This is a genomic window from Terrimonas rubra, assembly GCF_042686025.1.
Classification (GTDB): Bacteria; Bacteroidota; Bacteroidia; order Chitinophagales; family Chitinophagaceae; genus Terrimonas; species Terrimonas rubra.
In genome coordinates this window covers 809,904-828,688 of record NZ_JBHUOZ010000001.1, presented here as the reverse complement: position 1 = coordinate 828,688, position 18,785 = coordinate 809,904, and the positions used below count along the sequence as shown (strand labels likewise).

Genomic DNA, 18,785 nt, shown 5'->3' with positions numbered 1-18,785 from the left:
GCCCGCTGAAAATACAAAATAAAACTATTGTTAAGCAGGGGCTGTCAACAGTATATCGCTTATCAGCTTCCGTTCCGGCTGCTGCGGGGTACCGTGCTTCGCTTTGCTGCGCACCGGCTTCCGCTGGTCGCCGCCCTCCGTATCCGGCAGCCCTTCAGCCATATAATATTTTTTTTAAATGTTGTAACAATTTCAAAGGAGCTGCATCAAAAGCTAAATTTTAAAACAGAGTTTATGCAAATAAGAATATTAATTTTATGGATTGTCAGCATATTTACATGCATACAGTTACAGGCACAGTCGTCCTTTAAGGTGGAAGTATCGGGTAAGGGCGATCCCGTTCTGTTGTTCCCCGGCTTTGGCTGCAGCGGCGAGGTTTGGACCGAAACAGTAAAACGTTTATCCGCCACCAACGAATGTCATACATTTACTTTCGCAGGCTTTAACCATGTACCGGCTATTGATACGCCCTGGCTCAGTACCATTAAAGATGATATAATTAAATACGTAAAAACAAAAAAACTCAGCAAACCGGTTTTATTGGGTCATAGCCTGGGTGGCACTTTAAGTCTCTGGCTGGCATCGCTGGAAACCGCTATGTTTAAAAAAGTAATTGCGGTAGACGCTTTACCCGCCAGTGCTGCCCTCATGATACCCGGTTATAACGGCCAAAAGCTGGATTACAATAACCCACAAAGCAAAACCATATTGCAAATGAGCGATAGTGCATTTAAAGCGATGAACGCACAATCGGTAGCCTACATGTGTTTAAATAAGGATAAACAACAAACCATTGTCAACTGGATGAATAGTTGCGACCGTAAAACCTATGTATATGGCTATGTAGATATGCTGAACCTTGACCTGCGCGAAAAAATAAGTGCTATTACTATACCGGTCACCATACTGGCTGCCACTTTTCCCAATAAACAAATGGCCGAAAACACCTATACCACACAATACAAAAACCTGCCGGGTATACAGGTATTATATGCCGATAATGCAGCCCATTTTGTAATGTATGATCAGCCGGAATGGTTTATTAACAACCTGATAAAAGCCATACAATAAATGGTGGATACAAAAGAAAGCTTTACAGAACTGTTCAATCATCACTATCCAAAAGTGCTGCGTATTTGTAAAGGTTATTTCAATGGTAACCAGGCAATGGCAGTGGATGCTACACAGGAAGTATTTATTAAAGTATGGGAAAAACTGCCGGGCTTTCGCCATGAAGCCGGTATCGGTACGTGGATATACAGGATCGCTGTAAATACCTGCTTAATGCAGCTGCGTAAAACCGGTATTAAAAAAATGGTACCGGTAGATACCATGCCGGATATACACCTGGAAGATGATAACCATGAACAGGAAGAAAAATTACGAAAATTATATACCTGCATACAACAACTGGATGAAACCGGCAAGCTGATCATACTACTGGTGCTGGAAGCCGTTGCCTATCCTGATATTGCGCAAATTGTTGGTATATCAGAAGAGAACCTGCGGGTAAAAATTCACCGCATTAAAAAAAACTTAACCCAATGTGTGTTATATGGAAACATTTGAAACCCTGGAAAATATCTGGAACAACCAACCGGCCTTACCCCGTTTATCGGCGGCAGACATTGAATTAAAAGCCCGTGCACAGGCTAAGGCCATTAAGGCAAAACATCAGTGGACCATTGTTATTATCAGCATTACAGCCATGGTATTGATTGCTTATTTTATATGGATAACGGCTTATGATCACCGCATGTTGTTCACCGGGCTCGGCATTATGATAGTCATGTTACTGCTGCGTATTTTAGCGGAATACAGGAGTATCAGGAAACTTAATACCTTATCGGCTGAAATCAGTTTAACAGAATATGCCGGCAGGTTGAAGCGTTTTTATCAATGGCGAAAAAGAATACACCTGGTACTTACCCCTGTTGTGTATGGGTTATATATGGTTGGTTTTATTTTGTTATTACCCGCTTTTAAAACGGCTTTTTCTGCAGGCTTCTTCTGGTATATCATCATCAGTGGTATAGCGTTTTTTATTGTGTTCGGGGTTTTTATGGCGCGGCAAATAAAAAGGGAGCTGACCATACTGGCGGTATTGAATAAAAACTTTGCGCAAACGGTTCCGCAGTAGTCAGGGTACAGGCACAATAACAATTATAAGTTTTTATTAAGCATAATACGCAGCAAATGCGCTATTTTTATAGCCTTTATAAAGCAAGTTGTTGTTTGCATTATGCGTTTTGAAGCAGTTACCATAAAAGATATTGCCAAAGCCCTGGGTCTTTCTACCTCTACGGTCTCCAGGGCCTTACGTGATAGTTATGAAATTAGCCCCGAAACAAAAAAACTAGTACTGCAATATGCCGAAAGCATTAACTATCATCCCAACCCCATTGCTTTAAGCTTAAAAGAACGCCGCAGCCGCTCTATTGGGGTAATTGTGGCCGAAATTGCGAACAGTTTTTTTTCGCAGACCATCGACGGTATTGAATCGGTGGCCAACAGCAACGGTTATAATGTTATCATATCACAAAGCCGCGAATCCAACGATAAGGAATTGGTAAACCTCAACTACCTTACGTCCCGCTCCATCGACGGGCTGATTGTATCGGTATCGGCCGAAACAAAGGACTTCAGCAGTTTTAAAGAATTATTTGACCGGGGCATGCCCATCGTTTTTTTTGATCGTATTGTGAATGATATTGATACTCATAAAGTAATTGTAGATAATTATAAAGGCGCTTATGATGCGGTAACCCACCTTATCGGTAATGGGTATACCAGTATTGCCGCCGTAAGCGGCAGTGAGCTACTCTCCATCAGCAAAGACCGGCTGGAGGGTTATAAAGCCGCGTTACAGGAAAATGGCCTGGCCGTAAATGATGATATGATCAAATTCTGTCCCAACGGCGGCCGTGTGCTGGAAGAAGTAGGGCAGGCAGTAACCGAATTGCTGGCCTTACCCACAAAACCCGATGCGATACTTTCCTTGTCGGACAAACTGACCACGGGCTGTTTACGTATTTTAAAATCGCAGCAGATCAGTGTACCCGGCCAGATGGGACTGATCGGCTTTTCCAACTCCGATTTAACCGAACTCATAGAACCGCCCTTATCCATTATTAAACAACCGGCCCTGGAAATGGGGGAAATTGCTACCAACCAGTTATTACAGCTGATTGAAAGCAAAAGGCCCGTTACTGAATTTGAGACCACGGTGCTTGAACCACAGCTCGTTATTCGCCAATCCAGCGCCAAAAAGCATATTTAATGCTACAAATTGTATAACAGTTTATCCTTATTTTGAAAGCCTTGTACTGCTTAGAACAATAACTTTGCCATCCGCCTGCTGGTTGGTTACAACAAAAGGGGGCGGAAAAAGGTTATAGATTATCTGAACAACCACGTTTACAGTTATCATGAAAAAACTATTCTCGTTATTATTCATTGCATTGCTCCCGTTTATTAATGTACAGGCGCAGGATGCACCCGCACAAAGCCCGGTACAGTGGAACATTAAATCAGTTAAAAAAACGGATAAAAGCTACGACCTGGTGGTTGACCTCACCATTAAAGATGGCTGGCATGTATATGCGACTGAGCTGGTGGAGGACGGTGTAGCGGCCATTGCCCTGAAATGGGATAACGAAAATATTACCAAAGAAGGCGAAACAAAAGGTGCGCAGGCCGGTAAAAACCTGCAGGATCCTATTTTTAACAAACAGGTAAATGCTTATACCGGTACGGTACAGGTAACACAAACCATCAATATCGCTAATAAAATTCCTGCTGAAATAAAAGTTACTTTAACCGGTTTTGCCGCCAGTGCGCCTGACCAGTTCTTACCCATTGAAGAAACCAAAACGGTAGCACTGGAGGGTGGAGTGGATGTTTCCAAAAATCCTGAAAACATCATCAAACTTGAGACTATTGACCTGAAAAACCCGGTATTGAAGGAGGGTGATGAGTCTTTTGACCATGAAAGTCTGTTCACCATCTTTTTATTAGGTTTTGTTGGTGGGTTAATTGCTTTGTTAACACCCTGCGTATTCCCCATGATACCGGTAACCGTTTCCTTCTTTACCAACCGCTCCAAAACCAGGGGCCAGGCTATCCGCAATGGGGTTTTATACGGCCTGTTCATCTTATTAATTTATGCACTGGCCAGCGGGCCCTTCCATTTGCTGGATAATGTGCAACCCGAAATATTCAACAATATTGCGACCAATGCCTGGATGAATATCTTCTTCTTTGTGGTGTTCATCATCTTCGCTATTTCTTTCTTTGGGTACTTTGAGCTTACCCTGCCGGCCAGTATTGCCGGTAAGGCCGACTCAAAAAGCAGTACCGGCAGTATCAGTGGTATCTTCTTTATGGCATTAACCCTGGTAATTGTTTCCTTCTCCTGTACCGGGGTGATTTTAGGTTCATTATTAGCAGGTAAAGCTTCAGCCGGCCCCTGGGCACTTACCGCAGGTATGAGCGGCTTTGGTGTGGCGCTGGGCCTGCCTTTTGCCCTGTTTGCCATGTTCCCCAACTGGTTAAAATCATTACCCAAAAGCGGTGGCTGGCTGGATACGGTTAAAAAAGTACTGGCTTTTGTGGAGGTAGCGCTGGCCTTTAAATTTTTATCCAATGCCGACCTGGTAGAGCACTGGGGTATTTTAAAACGTGAAGTGTTTATCGGTATATGGATACTGACGGCATTAGGCCTGGGCGCTTATTTATTTGGCTGGTTAAAACTGCCGCACGATCATTCCGGTGCTAAAATATCGCCGGTACGTAAGGTATTGGGTGTACTGGCCTTTGCCTTTGCCATTTACCTGGTGCCCGGTGTTACACAAAGTAAATATGCCAACTTAAAATTACTGAGTGGCTTTCCGCCACCATTAAGTTATAGTGTGTATGGCAAAAACAATGTGCATGGTAAGGGTATTGAGCCTAAAATATTAAACAGTTATCATAAAGCACTGCAGTTATCAAAAGAACAGAACAAACCCATCCTCATTGACTTTACCGGCTGGGCCTGTGTTAACTGCCGTAAAATGGAAGAACAGGTATGGCCTGACCCGGCTGTTTCCGAGATCATTAACGACAAGTATATTCTTGTATCTCTGTATGTGGACGACAGGAAAAAGCTACCGGAAGACCAGCGGTTTATTTATAAATATGCGGATGGCCGTGAAAAGGAAATTAATACCGTAGGTGATAAATGGTCCACCTTCCAGGCCGAAAACTTTAACCAGGTAACCCAGCCTTTATATGTGGCACTGGATGGTGAAGGTAAATTACTTACCTACCCGGTTGGTTATACACCGGATATTAATGAATATAAAGAATGGCTGGAAGCGGGTATAAAAGCTTATAATAAAACAAAAAGCGAAACAGCCGCTAAATAACAGCCTGAACAATTTTATAAAAAAAAGACCTCTTTGTTACAAAGAGGTCTTTTTTTATTGGGTTACTATTGTAATGCAGCTTTCATGGCTGCCGGGTAAATAAATTTTTTATTGGGTATATCCTTCTTGATTAAAAACACTTCCTTGCCGTTATACCAGAACAGGTTATTACTAACCGGCTTGGTTTCGGGACTTTGATTCATATAATCGGTGAGCCCCATAAAATTTAAGATAAAACCGTCCGCCTTGGCAGGGTCATCAAGCGGCATGGCCACCAGTACAGTATGGTTGGGTACGGAAAAAACGGTACCGTGTTTACCAACAGGCAGGCCCGCTTTTTTCAGGTCAAATATGGCCGAGGTAATGAACAGGTCCATATCATCGGCCAGTAAATAAAACACTTCCCCTGTTTTGGCTGTTTCCGCCTTTTCAAATTTTTGGTTCAATGCCTTTATGGTATTGGTTTTGGCCAGTTGGTAAATATCCTCCTCCGATTTTTTCCAGGTAGCCAGGTGTTTTTTCTCCAGGCTGCCAATGCCAATGGGCAGATCCAGCACCACCACTTCCAGGAGTCCTTCATGGGTGAATTTTGTAATAGCATGATCGCTGTATATGGACAGCAGGTCTTCTGAAAATACCCTGATCTTTAAATAAGGTTGTATGAAATTGAAATCATCCATTTTGGCTTCAATTTCCCTGCGCTGTACTTTCAGCTCTTTGTGTTTTTCAAAAAAGCGGTTAATAAACTGTTTCATCGTTGCCTCATCTTTACCCATGCATTCCTGGTACAGCGAGGTAAGTCCTATATGGGTATCCTTATCAAAATAGGCACTTTCGGATAGTGTTTTAAAATACCCTTCTTCATAATGCGGCTCTATTTTACCCACATCAAGGGTTTTGATTTTAGCCGTAAACAAGTCAAGAAACTGTTTAACCTCCGCATCATTACCCTGGGCCATAACTACGGAACTTATCAATACCAATAAAAAAGCAAATAATTTTTTCATGATGTACTGGTTGGGTATAAGAGGCATTAAAGATAATATGCTGGCCGGTTAATAGTATACCGGTAAAAGGGTATACAGCTGAAGGGCTGCCGGATGGAAGCAAAAATACCGCTGAAGCACTGTGCAGGGCCTGTGGCGGAATTGACGCGTACAGCCGGGACTGTAGCCGGTAAGCATTACTGCAGCTGCCAGCCCCGGTTAAAAACAGCACAGCAACTGATAATGCCTATTATTTAATATTTTAGCAGCCCATGATAACAAGTTTTAAAACCTATTTACAGGAGAAAGCCGGCATTAGCGAAGAGGATTTTAGTAAAGTGGAGCCGGCTTTGTTAACCAAACAAATTGCCAAAGGCACCGTGCTGTTAAGGCAGGATGAAGTGTGCAGTGAAGTATATTTTGTAAGCTCCGGCCTGTTACGTTCCTACACCGTGGATAACGCAGGTAAGGAACATGTGATACAGTTTGCACCGGAAAACTGGTGGCTGAGCGACCGCAATAGTTTTTTATTTAACGAGCCCTCGCTTTTTTTTATTGATGCTATTGAAGAAACGGAAATAGTAGTACTTACCCATAGTTTTTTTGATATAGCTGCGGGCATTACGGGGTTTAACGAGTTTAACACCCGTGCCCTGCACAACCAGGTAAGGCAGCACCAGCAGCGCATTAGTTTATTAATAGGTGCTACCGCCGAAGAACGGTATATAGATTTTATTGAACGATACCCCAACCTGTTATTGCGGGTGCCGCAATGGATGATAGCCTCCTACCTGGGTATTACCCCCGAATCACTAAGCCGGGTGCGTAAGGAGCTGGCCCGCCGTAATTTTAAACCTAACAAGTAAAGCAGCTGTTGTATATACCATGAATACCCTGAAGAAGATAGTGATACTGGGGCCCGAAAGCACGGGCAAAAGCACTTTATGTACACAGCTGGCCGAACATTACGGTACACAGTGGTGCCCCGAATATGCCCGCGAATACCTGCTGGCCAACGGAACCGATTATAGTTTTGATAACCTGCTGACCATTGCCAAAGGACAACTGGCCCTGGAAGAGAAATATACACAACAGGCTTTGGATGATATGAAAACAAAGCCGGAACAACCCTATCCCCTGTTCATTGATACGGATATGTATGTAATGAAAGTGTGGTGCGAGTTTGTATTTGAAAAATGCCACCGTTTTATTTTAGATGAAATTGTAAAACGTCAGTACGATCTTTACCTGTTATGCAATATCGACCTGCCCTGGGTAAAGGATGAGCTGCGGGAATACCCCGACCTGGAAAGCCGGGAAAAACTCTACAATATTTACAAGGATATTATGGTGAACCAGCAAACGCCCTGGGTAATCATCAGTGGCGATTATGATGAACGTTTGCAGACCGCTATACAGGCTGTGGATGCTATACTATAAAAAAGTTATTTCTTCTTTTTAATGACCGGCTCCGGTTTAACGGGATTGCCTATCAGTTCCTGCAGGTCGGGATCGGGGCTCAGGTTATTCATCTGTCTTAAAATAGCCCTGCTTCTGCCGCTTACATAACCGGATGGTTTGGCAGCATTCAATACTTTAGGGTTAGGCAGGCAGGCTGCAATTAATGCCGCTTCGCTACGGGTTAGCTGGCTGGCTTTTTTATTGAAGAATTTATTGGCCGCTTTTTCTACCCCGAATACACCCTTGCCCATCTCGGCCACATTCAGGTACACATCCAGTATTCTTTCCTTACCCCATATCAGTTCGATCATAAAGGTAAAATAAGCTTCCAGTCCTTTGCGGAAATAACCGCCGCCCTGCCACAAAAAAACATTCTTGGCCACCTGCTGGCTGATGGTGCTGCCGCCCCTTCTTTTCTTGGTTTGTTTTTCGTTGAACTCCATGGCCTTCTTCATGCTCTTCCAGTCAAACCCGCCGTGGTCAATAAACAGCTGATCCTCGGAAGCTATAACGGCCAGCTTGGCATTGGGCGAAATATCCTTGCCGGAAACATAATCGCGTTCCATACCATAGCCACTTACCCAGCTTACCAATTGGGTAATGGTAATAGGCGGGTTTACCCATTTAAGTATAACGATATACAGTAAATGCGATACCAGCAAAAACAGGAATACCCGTTTTGTCCATTTCCAGATGGTATGTTTACGACCAGTTTTTTTCATCCGGTTGCAATATTATATATTTTATGGTAAGTAAACGAAGTACTTAAATAATATACCCGAACGGGACATATATTGATTTTATTGCAGGTTACTGTCGCTTTTATAAACTGGCAATTACCAAAATCAAATTGCCTACAATTATTTATCTTGCAATTAATTAAACCTGAACATGGCTGCTGCATTACAACATATTTTATTCCTGGACATTGAAACGGTTCCGCAGCAGCCCGATTATACCTTATTGCCGGACGACTGGCAAACACTCTGGAACAAAAAAGCAGAAGTTTTATTACGCAATACACCCGATGATAGCCCGGCGGATATTTATGCCCGGGCGGGCATTTATGCCGAGTTTGGTAAAATAGTTTGTATCAGCTGCGGGGTGATTAGTGGTAATGGCGATGCAAAACAGCTCACCATCAAATCATTTTCCGGCGATGATGAAAAAACATTGCTGGCGGCTTTTGCGCAGATGCTGCAAAAGTGGACGAATGGCGAGCCCCGCTTTTTATGTGCGCACAATGGGAAGGAATTTGATTTTCCCTATCTCAGCCGCCGCATGATCATCAATCATATTCCCCTGCCGCAACTATTGAACACGTCGGGCAAAAAGCCCTGGGAAGTAGGCCATATTGATACCATGGAGCTATGGAAATTCGGCGACTTTAAAAGTTATACTTCCTTAAACCTGCTGGCAGTTAGCCTGGGCATACCCACTCCCAAAGACGATATTGACGGCAGCCAGGTATGGGAAGTGTACTGGAAGGATAAAAACCTGCCCCGCATTGTTACCTATTGCCAGAAAGATGTGGTAACGGTGGCGCAGATATACTTAAGGCTGAACGGGCATAGTTTGTTAAAGGAAAATGCAGTGGAGGTGAAAACGTAATTTGCTAATTTGGTAATTTGCTGATGTGCTAATATGTAGTGTATTAAAGGCTTTAAGCGTTAAGCTTTCGGCTTTGAGCATATAAAAATAACAGCTTTAAGCATTATGCTTTTAGCTTTCAGCTGGAAGAAACAATGTGCTGATGTGATAATATGCTAACGTGCGGATTCATTCAGGAAAAAAGAATAACAGCTTTAAGCATTAAGCTTTCGGCTTTCAGCTGGAAAAAACAATGTGCTGATGTGATAATATGCTAATGTGCGGATTCATTCAGGAAAAAAGAATAACAGCTTTAAGCATTATGCTTTTAGCTTTCAGCTTATGAATATAGAAACAATAAGGGAATATTGCCTGGCAAAGGAAGATGTGGAAGAAACCCTGCCCTTTGGCCCGGATACACTGGTGTACAAGGTAAAGGGCAAAGTGTTTTTATTAATGGGCATGGATAACCCCGATCTGCGTTTTAATGTAAAATGTGATCCGGATAAGGCACTGGAATTAAGGGAGCAGTACCCGGCCGTGCAACCGGGTTACCATATGAACAAAAAACACTGGAACACGGTATTTGTGGACGGCTCGGTAAAAAGCGATCTGTTGCGTGAATGGATAGATGATTCCTATAATTTAGTAGCTAAGAAAAAGAAATAAAATTTTTGAAAACAGCAATTGTAATAGGCAGTGGATTTGCGGGCATGTCGGCAGCAGCTTTTCTGGCAAAAGCAGGATGGCAGGTAACCGTGCTGGAAAAAAACAGTGGTCCCGGCGGCCGTGGCCGCGATATGGTCACCAACGGCTTTAGCTTTGATATGGGCCCAAGCTGGTACTGGATGCCCGATGTGTTTGAGCAGTTTTTTGGCAAATTCGGCAAAAAAGTAAGCGACTATTACAACCTGGTCCGGCTCGACCCCTCATACCGGGTGTACTGGCCGGATGAGGCGCATGATATACCCGCCGGTTACGATGAACTGAAAGCCTTATTTGAAAAAATAGAACCCGGCAGCGGCGCACAATTGGATAAGTTTATGCAGGAGGCCGAATACAAGTACAAAGTAGGCATGCATAAACTGGTACATAAACCCGGCCAGTCATGGGGCGAGTTTGTGGATATGGACCTGGCCAAAGGCCTGTTTAGGCTGGATGTGTTTACCAACATGAAAAAACATGTGGCCAAACACTTTAAAAACCCCAAACTGCAGCAATTAATGGAGTTTCCCGTGCTGTTTTTAGGGGCCCTGCCGCAAAATACACCGGCCTTATACAGTTTAATGAACTTTGCTGATATTAAACTGGGTACCTGGTACCCCATGGGCGGCATGTATAAAATAGCCGAGGCCATGCATTTACTGGCGGTAGAGCAGGGGGTAAACTTTAAATTTAATCACAATGTAACGGCCATACAGGTGGACGGTAAACTGGCCAAACAGGTAACCGTTACCGACCCGGCGGGTAGGCAGCAGCAATTTACCGCAGATGTGGTGGTGGGCGCCGGCGATTATAACCATATTGAAACTAAACTACTGCCGCAGCACCTGCGCCAGTACAGCGATGCTTACTGGGATAAAAGGGTAATGGCTCCCAGCTGCCTGCTGTTTTATATTGGCCTCAATAAAAAACTAACTGGCATTACCCACCATGCCCTGTTCTTTGATACCGATTTTGGGGTACACGGCGAAGAGATTTATACCAGCAAACAGTGGCCTCAAAACCCGCTGTTCTATGTTTGCGCACCTTCGGTAACCGATCAATCGGTAGCACCGCAGGGCCATGAGAATATGTTTTTCCTGATCCCTGTGGCTACGGGACTAACCGGCGATACGGAGGAACTCCGGGATAAATACCTGGACATGATCCTTACCCGTTATGAGCAAAAAACCGGGCAGCAGGTAAAAAATGCCATTGTATACAAAAAATCCTACTCCGTAAGCAACTTTGTGCAGGACTATAACTCCTTTAAAGGTAATGCCTACGGTTTGGCCAATACTTTGTTACAAACGGCAATTTTAAAGCCTTCATGTAGGAGTAATAAAATAAAAAACCTATTTTACACTGGACAATTAACCGTTCCGGGTCCGGGTGTGCCACCCAGCCTGATCAGCGGGGAGGTTGTGGTAAAAGAAATTTTAAAAAACAATGTATAACCATCCTGTAACAGCAACAGGTGAAAATGTATATTAACTAATTAACCACCAAAACTAAAATAGCAAAAGGACCATGATAGCCCTTTTTCATGAATTAAGTGAGCAGTGCAGTAAGTTAACAACTGAGCGGTACAGTACATCCTTCAGTAGTGCCATCAAGTTGTTGCACCCCGATTTGCGTACACCTGTATTTAATATATACGGCTTTGTACGTTTTGCTGATGAAATTGTGGATACCTTTCATGATCACGATAAGCATACCCTGTTAAGCGAATTTAAAACAGATACTTACCGGGCTATTGAACGTGGCATAAGCCTTAATCCCATCCTCAACAGTTTTCAAAAAACAGTGAACGAATACAATATCGATCACGAGCTGATAGAGGCCTTTTTCCATAGTATGGAAATGGACCTGAGTAAGAATATTTATAACTGTGATAAATACAAGGAATACATTTATGGCAGTGCCGAAGTGGTAGGCCTCATGTGTTTATTTGTTTTTTGTGAAGGTGATAAGGAAATGTACACACAACTAAAACCTGCCGCACAGGCTTTAGGCTCTGCCTTCCAGAAAGTAAACTTCTTACGCGATGTAAAAGCCGACTACGAAGACCTGAACCGTGTGTACTTCCCCGATGTGGACTTTACCAACTTTACATCGGCCATGAAAAACGATATTGAAGAGGATATTGCCAAGGACTTCAGCGATGCCCACAAAGGCATTTTACAATTACCCGGCAAAGCCAAATTTGGTGTGTACGTAGCATACAAATATTATTTATCCTTATTCCGGAAAATAAAACGCACTACACCGGCCAATATACTGGAGCAGCGTATACGCATACCCAATTACGGCAAGGCCTATATAGTGGCCAAAGCAGGGGTTCGCAGCCAGTTAAACATACTTTAAACACTTTATCATAACTGTAAAACCTAAATAACTTTTAGGTTTTATTTTTTTACCGGCTGTAGTGCTACTGGCATCGTCCCTTGTGTCACTCACTTGTACACCAGTAACTTTACTCGCCAATACACCTGTCTAACAAGGGATACACCTGGTAATACTAAATAACAATTTTAAGAATATGGTAAGCAATAAGCCAAACAAATAGCTATATTCAACTTGAAAATAAAAAACACTCATCTGCTGCAATGACAAATGTGATCTTGGTGAACGAACAGGATATCGCCATTGGCGAAATGGAAAAAATAGAGGTACACGAGAAGGCTTTATTACACAGGGCATTCAGCATCTTTGTGTTTAACAGCAAGGGCGATATGTTATTACATCAGCGTGCTGCCGGTAAATACCATAGCCCCGGTTTGTGGACCAATACCTGCTGCAGTCACCCCCAGCCGGGTGAAGAAATAGAGGCATCGGCTTTAAAACGCTTACAGGAGGAGATGGGCTTTACCACACCCCTCCGCAGGGCCTTTACCTTTATTTACAAAGCAGCATTTGATAATGGCTTAACTGAACATGAGCTGGACCATGTTTTTATTGGCCGCTACGATGGGCCGGTGGCGCCCAACCCCGAGGAAGTGGACGATTACAAATACGAAAGCCTGGCGGCTATTAACGAGCAGGTAGCACAACAGCCGCAACAGTTCACCGAATGGTTTAAAATTGCCTTACCTAAACTGGAGACCTGGATGTCGCTCCAGGAAAAATAAACACATGCAGTTACTTTCCCGATTTAATAAATTTCAGTGGGCAACAGCTATTGCCGTCTTTTTTCATGTAATAGGCATGTTTGGCCTCTTGTTTTACCAAGGCGATTTCTTTGTCAATGCCACGTCCACCAACCTTTTGCTGGTACTGGCCTTATTACTGTGGACACAGGATAAAAAGAACACCGCTTTCTGGAGTTATTTCTTTATCTGTTTCATTACCGGCATGGCCGTGGAAATTGTGGGCGTGCAAACCAGCGCCCTGTTTGGACATTATGGCTATGGTGATGTACTGGGGTATAAAATAGGGGGTGTACCGTTAATGCTTGGCGTAAACTGGTTTATTGTTACCTATTGCAGCGGCATGGCCGTTCATGGGTTAATGCAAAAATACCAGCCACAATTAACCGGCATAACAAAAGCATTCATCTTTATCGTGGTAGCAGCGGCCACCGCCGTTTTTTACGACTGGCTCATGGAACCCGTGGCCATTAAACTGGGTTACTGGCAGTGGGGTGGCGACGGCTCGGTGCCGGTGTACAACTATATTACCTGGTTCATTGTCAGTTTATTGTTATTAACCATATTTCATTATGCCCGTTTCAGTAAACAAAACAAATTCGCTGTAAATTTGCTTATCGTACACTTGCTGTTCTTCGGCATTTTGCGCAACTTTTTATAATACAACAATAATATGGCCTTTTGGGTGTACATAGTTATAGCATTGGTTACCTTCTTTATCATGGAAGGACTTACCTGGTGTTTGCACCGGTATGTGATGCATGGGTTTATGTGGAACCTGCACAAGGACCATCACCAAAAAAGCCCGGGCTTTTTTGAAAAAAACGACTGGTTCTTCCTCATATTCGCTATTCCCAGCTGGTTATTAATTATGTTGGGGGTTATTTATAAGGGTTATTGGTCCATTGCCATTGGCGCCGGTCTAACTTTATACGGCATAGCCTACTTTTTAGTGCACGATGTAATTATACACCAGCGCTTTAAATGGTTTACCCGCAGTAACAACTCTTATGTAAAAGCCTTGCGCTGGGCACATAAAATGCACCACAAACATTTGGATAAACACGATGGTGAAAGTTTTGGTTTTTTATTTGTAAACAAAAAATACTGGGCAAAAATAAAAGCAGATAAGAAACGCCAGCAGGAAGCAACTGCTGTTAAACCTGCCGATCAGTAACCAACCGGATTGTAAAGCCCCGTTTTTAAACCATCATGGATCCACAGTACACTTACTTTTTAATTTTAGGCGCATCCTTCTTAGGCCCCCTGGCCCTCAGCTTCGATAAAAAAGTAGCTTACTATACCAAATGGAAATACCTGTTCCCTGCTATCATCATCCCTGCCTTATTATATATGGCCTGGGATATGTATTTTACCAAACAGGGCGTATGGTGGTTTAACGAAAAATATATTTCAGGCATACATATCGGCAACCTGCCGCTGGAGGAAGTGCTGTTCTTTTTTATAGTGCCTTACTGCTGTGTGTTTATTTATGAATGTATACGCTGTTACTTTCCAAAACTGGAAAATAAAAAATGGGCGCATACTGTTTTAAAAATAACCGCTGTAGCCTGTTTATTTACAGGTATAATTTTTTACGATAGGTACTACACTTCCTGGACCTTCTTTTTCACTGCTTTTTTTATTGCGGCTATTTACTTTTTCCGCTCCTTCTTTGCCAGGTTTGATGCGGTTTCTTTTTTAATATCCTTTTTAATCACGCTGATACCCTTTTTAGTGGTAAACGGTTTTTTAACGGCTATTCCTGTAGTATTGTACAACGATGCCGAGAACATGGGCATACGTATTACCACCATCCCGTTTGAAGATACGTTTTATGGTATGTTGCTGATGCTGATGAATGTATGTATTTACGAAAAACTAATGAAGCGAAAATAAACTGCAGGAACAGTTACACTAAGCAATTTATACAACAGAATTATTACCGCCGGTACGGCTTGTCTCCTTTAGTGAACATTGTTTTTTATATATTTGTCGTCTTAAAACGAATGACCCATGCAGCTTACAGCAAAATTGATACAGTTACTGCCTTTACAAACAGGAGCAGGTAAAAACGGACAGTGGAGAAAACAGGATATTATCGTGGAAACCGAAGGCCAGTACCCTAAAAAAGTATGCATCTCTATCTGGGGCGATAAAATAAATGAAGCCATCTTAAAACCCGGCAACCAGTTGACCATTGATTTTGATGTGGAAAGCCGCGAGTACAATGGCCGCTGGTACACCGATGTAAAAGCCTGGCGTGTAGATGCCGCCTCTGGTGGTGGCAACAATGCAGCACCGGTAGATAAAATGCCTGCCGATGATGTATACAACCAGACATTTACCAGCGATGACGACAAAGAAGATCTTCCTTTCTAAGATAGAAATAAATAAGATTAGCCACCTGCCCTAACAGGTGGCTTTTTTATGCCCTGAAAAATTTAACTTGTAACCTGATAAAGGCATTACACATGATCAGCATTTGGGAAAAGGATATATTGTACGCACCGGTAGATATTTTGATCGCGGGCAGCGGCCTCATGGGCTTATGGACGGCCTATGAAATAAAAAAACGCCGGCCCGGCTTATCGGTGCAGATCATTGACAGGGGTAATATCCCCACCGGTGCTTCTACCCGCAACGCGGGCTTTGCCTGCTTCGGCAGTGCCACCGAGTTGATCAGCGATAAAGCCAATACCGGTAACGACCTGATGCTGGAAGTGGTGAACAACCGGTACAAAGGCATTCAGAAAACCCGTGCCGTTTTGGGCGATGCAGCCATTGGTTTTGAGCCCTGTGGTGGTTATGAGGCAATACAGGCTAACTATAAAGAATATGCTTTTTTACAGGAACATATTGATACGTTAAATAAGGACCTCCAGTCTATCACCGGCCTGCCACAAACCTTTACTATTGATAATGGCGCTTTACAAACACAGGGCTTAACCGGCTTTGATGCGCTGGTCTATTCATCCCTGGAAGGAGCTTTGCACAGCGGTAAACTGGTGAACAGCTTAACGGCCCTGGTGCAACAGATGGGTGTAACCATTCGTATGCACACGGAGTTATTGCATTGGGAACAATTGGCTACACAAATAAATGTACAAACACCCGGAGCCATTATTCCCTGTCAGCAATTGATTATTGCAACCAACGGCTTTACACAAAACCTGTTGCCTGAACTGCATATAAAACCTGGCCGCGGCCAGGTGGTGGTCACCAAACCCATACCCGGACTGCGTTTACACGGCACTTTTCATTTCGACGAAGGCTTTTATTACTGGCGGCACCTCGGCAACCGGGTATTACTGGGCGGCGGACGTAATATGGCTTTTGAAGAAGAAGAAACCTGTGAACTGCAAACCACCGGTACCATACAAAATGTGCTGCACCGGTTTTTACAGCAGCATATTCTGCAGCCCTATGGCATCGGTAATACGGAAGATGTTATAGATTATAGCTGGGCGGGCATCATGGCTTTTACCGAAAATAAATTGCCGCAGGTAACTACAGTGGCGCCTAATATACATGCCGTTATTGCCTGCAACGGTATGGGAGTGGCGTTATCCTCCGTTATTGCCGAACAGGTGGCCGATACGGTTTTCCGTTAATCTATGGTTTTTATTACCGGTATTTTTATTGCGGCTGCGTACAACAGTTTGCCGCCGGCATCGTTATACAACAAACGTTTAAGCTTACAATAATGGATATTATCGCTATCATAACAGGGTTGCTGATTGGCCTGGTGGCCGGTTATTTTATCTGCAGCCTGTTATACAAAAACAAAACTATTGCCAAACAGGAATATGATAACCTGCAAAGAAACCTGAACGAAGTGACCACCCACATGAAAATTGCACAGGACCGGCTGGCGCAACAGGAGCAGGCTTTTGTACAACTGAATCACAAATACGAAACAAGAGAAACAGAGCTGGTAAAGCTGCAGTCCCGTGAAGCCTCCCTGTTAACCTCGTTGGAAAACCAGGAACAACAACAGGCACAGCTGAATGTATTGTTGCAGGAACAGAAACAACTGTTGCAGGATCAGTTAGCCGAATTGCAGGGAGTAAAAGAAAGATGGGCCGAAGAAAAAGCCAATCATATGGCTTTCAGCAGTGAGCTTACGGCCAGGAACAATGCGTTAAAGGAAACCAATACGGCATTAACCCATCAACACCAGCAACAGGAAACAAAGCTCACCACGCTTACGGAGCAGTACAACAAACTGTTTGCAGACAACAGCACCCTGGTGGCCAATAACCAGGCGCTTACCGAAAAGCTGCAGCTGCAAAAACAGGAGATACTGGATATGCAGCGCAATGCACAATTACAATTTGAAAAAATTGCCAACCAGATATTGGAGGAAAAAACCGGCCGGTTTACCGAAGCCAATAAAACCAATATAGAAGCCCTGTTAAAACCCCTGGGCGAGAATATAGAAACCTTTAAAAAGAAGGTGGAGGAAACCTATGATAAAGAATCAAAACAACGTTTTTCACTGGAAGAAAAAGTAAAGGAGCTGGTAGAGCAAACCAATAAAGTGAGCAGCGAGGCCAATAACCTGGCCAATGCCTTAAAAGGACAAACCAAAAAGCAGGGCAACTGGGGCGAGATGATATTGGAGAGTATCCTGCAGCAATCGGGACTGGTAAAGAACAGGGAGTATTTTTTACAACAGACCATTAAAGATGAAAATGGTAATAACCTGCGCCCGGATGTATTGGTGAACCTGCCCGATAAAAGGGTCATCATCATCGACTCCAAAGTATCGCTGGTGGCTTATGACCGTTTTTTTGCAGCCGACAATCCCGAACAGCAGGCCGGCTTTTTAAAGGAGCATATCAATGCCGTGTATAACCATATCAACGACCTGCACAACAAACAATACGATAACCTGGAAGCATCGCTGGATTTTACCATGATGTTCATTCCCATTGAACCGGCCTACCTGGCTGCTATTCAGGCCGATCCTGACCTGTGGGCCCATGCTTATGCCAAGCGGATCTTGCTCATCAGTCCTACCAACCTTATTGCCTGTTTGAAACTCATGGCCGATCTGTGGAAGCGGGAACAGCAAAGCAAAAATGCCATGGCTATTGTGGAAAGAGGGGAGCGGCTCTATGAAAAATTTGTAGGCTTTGTGAATACACTTGAAGATGTAGGTAAACATATCAATAATACCCAGCAGGCCTATAACAAAGCCATTAACCAGTTAAACAGTGGTAATGGTCACCTCATAGGGCATGCTTTAAAACTAAAAAGCCTGGGCCTTAAATCAAGCAAAGAAATCCCGGCAGCCATGTTACCGTTAGATGAAGAAGAACCTGCTGATACCTCCCCGGCTGAGTAGGCTTACGTCACCTCGACGCAGGAGAGGTTCCCTGCAATGGGAGAATATTTTACCACGGAGTAACACAAAGTTTTTCCACAGTGTAACACAGAGGGGCTTGTACCCTGCAATGGGAGCGTAGTTGCACAGGGGTAAA

At 43.6% G+C, this 18,785-nt stretch carries 20 protein-coding genes; 18 read left to right on the top strand and 2 right to left on the bottom strand.

Annotation, left to right across the window (positions count from 1 at the left end):
* The first annotated feature begins 234 nt into the window (after positions 1 to 234).
* The 5 genes from ACFS6H_RS03540 (at position 235) to ACFS6H_RS03520 (ending at position 5,408) form a co-directional block, all read left to right on the top strand.
* Positions 235 to 1,071: an alpha/beta fold hydrolase gene (locus ACFS6H_RS03540; protein ID WP_386095283.1), complete on the top strand. Its 837-nt coding sequence runs from the start codon at positions 235 to 237 to the stop codon at positions 1,069 to 1,071.
* Positions 1,072 to 1,569, top strand: a complete 498-nt coding sequence (locus ACFS6H_RS03535; protein WP_386095281.1) for an RNA polymerase sigma factor — start codon at positions 1,072 to 1,074, stop codon at positions 1,567 to 1,569. It begins immediately after the preceding gene.
* On the top strand, positions 1,556 to 2,140 hold the full coding sequence (locus ACFS6H_RS03530; RefSeq protein ID WP_386095279.1) for a hypothetical protein: 585 nt from the start codon (positions 1,556 to 1,558) through the stop codon (positions 2,138 to 2,140). The genes ACFS6H_RS03535 and ACFS6H_RS03530 overlap by 14 nt, the downstream gene beginning before the upstream one ends.
* A 102-nt stretch (positions 2,141 to 2,242) precedes the next feature.
* The gene (locus ACFS6H_RS03525) at positions 2,243 to 3,280 is read left to right on the top strand and encodes a LacI family DNA-binding transcriptional regulator (protein ID WP_386095277.1); all 1,038 of its coding nucleotides are present in this window, start codon (positions 2,243 to 2,245) and stop codon (positions 3,278 to 3,280) included.
* Between the two features lie 148 nt (positions 3,281 to 3,428).
* Positions 3,429 to 5,408, top strand: a complete 1,980-nt coding sequence (locus ACFS6H_RS03520; RefSeq protein WP_386095275.1) for a protein-disulfide reductase DsbD family protein — start codon at positions 3,429 to 3,431, stop codon at positions 5,406 to 5,408.
* A 65-nt stretch (positions 5,409 to 5,473) separates the two neighbouring features.
* On the opposite strand, the gene ACFS6H_RS03515 is transcribed toward ACFS6H_RS03520, so the two are convergent.
* A complete protein-coding gene (locus ACFS6H_RS03515) occupies positions 5,474 to 6,415 on the bottom strand; it encodes a hypothetical protein (RefSeq protein WP_386095273.1) in 942 nt (313 codons plus the stop codon).
* A gap of 251 nt (positions 6,416 to 6,666) precedes the next feature.
* Between ACFS6H_RS03515 and ACFS6H_RS03510 the strand changes: the two genes are divergently transcribed.
* Both ACFS6H_RS03510 and ACFS6H_RS03505 read left to right on the top strand, forming a co-directional pair.
* Complete coding sequence (locus ACFS6H_RS03510) at positions 6,667 to 7,260, top strand: Crp/Fnr family transcriptional regulator (protein WP_386095271.1); 594 nt, start codon at positions 6,667 to 6,669, stop codon at positions 7,258 to 7,260.
* Positions 7,261 to 7,279: 19 nt separating this feature from the next.
* Positions 7,280 to 7,834, top strand: coding sequence for an AAA family ATPase (locus ACFS6H_RS03505; RefSeq protein ID WP_386095269.1), 555 nt, complete (start codon positions 7,280 to 7,282; stop codon positions 7,832 to 7,834).
* Between the two features lie 5 nt (positions 7,835 to 7,839).
* Here the strand turns inward: ACFS6H_RS03505 and mtgA are convergent, their stop codons facing one another.
* Positions 7,840 to 8,577, bottom strand: a complete 738-nt coding sequence (gene mtgA / locus ACFS6H_RS03500; protein ID WP_386095267.1) for a monofunctional biosynthetic peptidoglycan transglycosylase — start codon at positions 8,575 to 8,577, stop codon at positions 7,840 to 7,842.
* A 169-nt stretch (positions 8,578 to 8,746) separates the two neighbouring features.
* On the opposite strand from mtgA, the gene ACFS6H_RS03495 reads away from it, so the two are divergent.
* From ACFS6H_RS03495 to rmuC, 11 genes are all read left to right on the top strand, one after another.
* Positions 8,747 to 9,466 (top strand): 3'-5' exonuclease, encoded by a 720-nt coding sequence (locus tag ACFS6H_RS03495; RefSeq protein ID WP_386095265.1) that lies wholly within the window; start codon positions 8,747 to 8,749, stop codon positions 9,464 to 9,466.
* A gap of 321 nt (positions 9,467 to 9,787) precedes the next feature.
* The gene (locus ACFS6H_RS03490) at positions 9,788 to 10,114 is read left to right on the top strand and encodes an MmcQ/YjbR family DNA-binding protein (RefSeq protein ID WP_386095263.1); all 327 of its coding nucleotides are present in this window, start codon (positions 9,788 to 9,790) and stop codon (positions 10,112 to 10,114) included.
* Positions 10,115 to 10,119: 5 nt separating this feature from the next.
* The gene (locus ACFS6H_RS03485) at positions 10,120 to 11,604 is read left to right on the top strand and encodes a phytoene desaturase family protein (protein WP_386095261.1); all 1,485 of its coding nucleotides are present in this window, start codon (positions 10,120 to 10,122) and stop codon (positions 11,602 to 11,604) included.
* 73 nt (positions 11,605 to 11,677) lie between these two features.
* The gene (locus ACFS6H_RS03480; RefSeq protein ID WP_386095259.1) at positions 11,678 to 12,514 is read left to right on the top strand and encodes a phytoene/squalene synthase family protein; all 837 of its coding nucleotides are present in this window, start codon (positions 11,678 to 11,680) and stop codon (positions 12,512 to 12,514) included.
* A 242-nt stretch (positions 12,515 to 12,756) separates the two neighbouring features.
* The gene (gene idi, locus ACFS6H_RS03475) at positions 12,757 to 13,278 is read left to right on the top strand and encodes an isopentenyl-diphosphate Delta-isomerase (protein WP_386095257.1); all 522 of its coding nucleotides are present in this window, start codon (positions 12,757 to 12,759) and stop codon (positions 13,276 to 13,278) included.
* 4 nt (positions 13,279 to 13,282) lie between these two features.
* Positions 13,283 to 13,957 carry a carotenoid biosynthesis protein gene (locus ACFS6H_RS03470; protein WP_386095255.1) on the top strand — a complete coding sequence of 225 codons (675 nt, stop codon included), beginning with the start codon at positions 13,283 to 13,285 and terminating at the stop codon, positions 13,955 to 13,957.
* Positions 13,958 to 13,969: 12 nt separating this feature from the next.
* The gene (locus ACFS6H_RS03465) at positions 13,970 to 14,473 is read left to right on the top strand and encodes a beta-carotene hydroxylase (RefSeq protein WP_386095253.1); all 504 of its coding nucleotides are present in this window, start codon (positions 13,970 to 13,972) and stop codon (positions 14,471 to 14,473) included.
* A 35-nt stretch (positions 14,474 to 14,508) separates the two neighbouring features.
* Entirely contained in the window at positions 14,509 to 15,195 is a 687-nt protein-coding gene (locus ACFS6H_RS03460; RefSeq protein WP_386095251.1) for a lycopene cyclase domain-containing protein, read from the top strand.
* A gap of 117 nt (positions 15,196 to 15,312) precedes the next feature.
* Positions 15,313 to 15,678 (top strand): DUF3127 domain-containing protein, encoded by a 366-nt coding sequence (locus ACFS6H_RS03455; protein WP_386095249.1) that lies wholly within the window; start codon positions 15,313 to 15,315, stop codon positions 15,676 to 15,678.
* Between the two features lie 92 nt (positions 15,679 to 15,770).
* A complete protein-coding gene (locus ACFS6H_RS03450; protein ID WP_386095247.1) occupies positions 15,771 to 16,910 on the top strand; it encodes an NAD(P)/FAD-dependent oxidoreductase in 1,140 nt (379 codons plus the stop codon).
* A 92-nt stretch (positions 16,911 to 17,002) separates the two neighbouring features.
* Positions 17,003 to 18,649, top strand: coding sequence for a DNA recombination protein RmuC (gene rmuC / locus ACFS6H_RS03445; protein WP_386095245.1), 1,647 nt, complete (start codon positions 17,003 to 17,005; stop codon positions 18,647 to 18,649).
* Positions 18,650 to 18,785 lie beyond the last annotated feature (136 nt).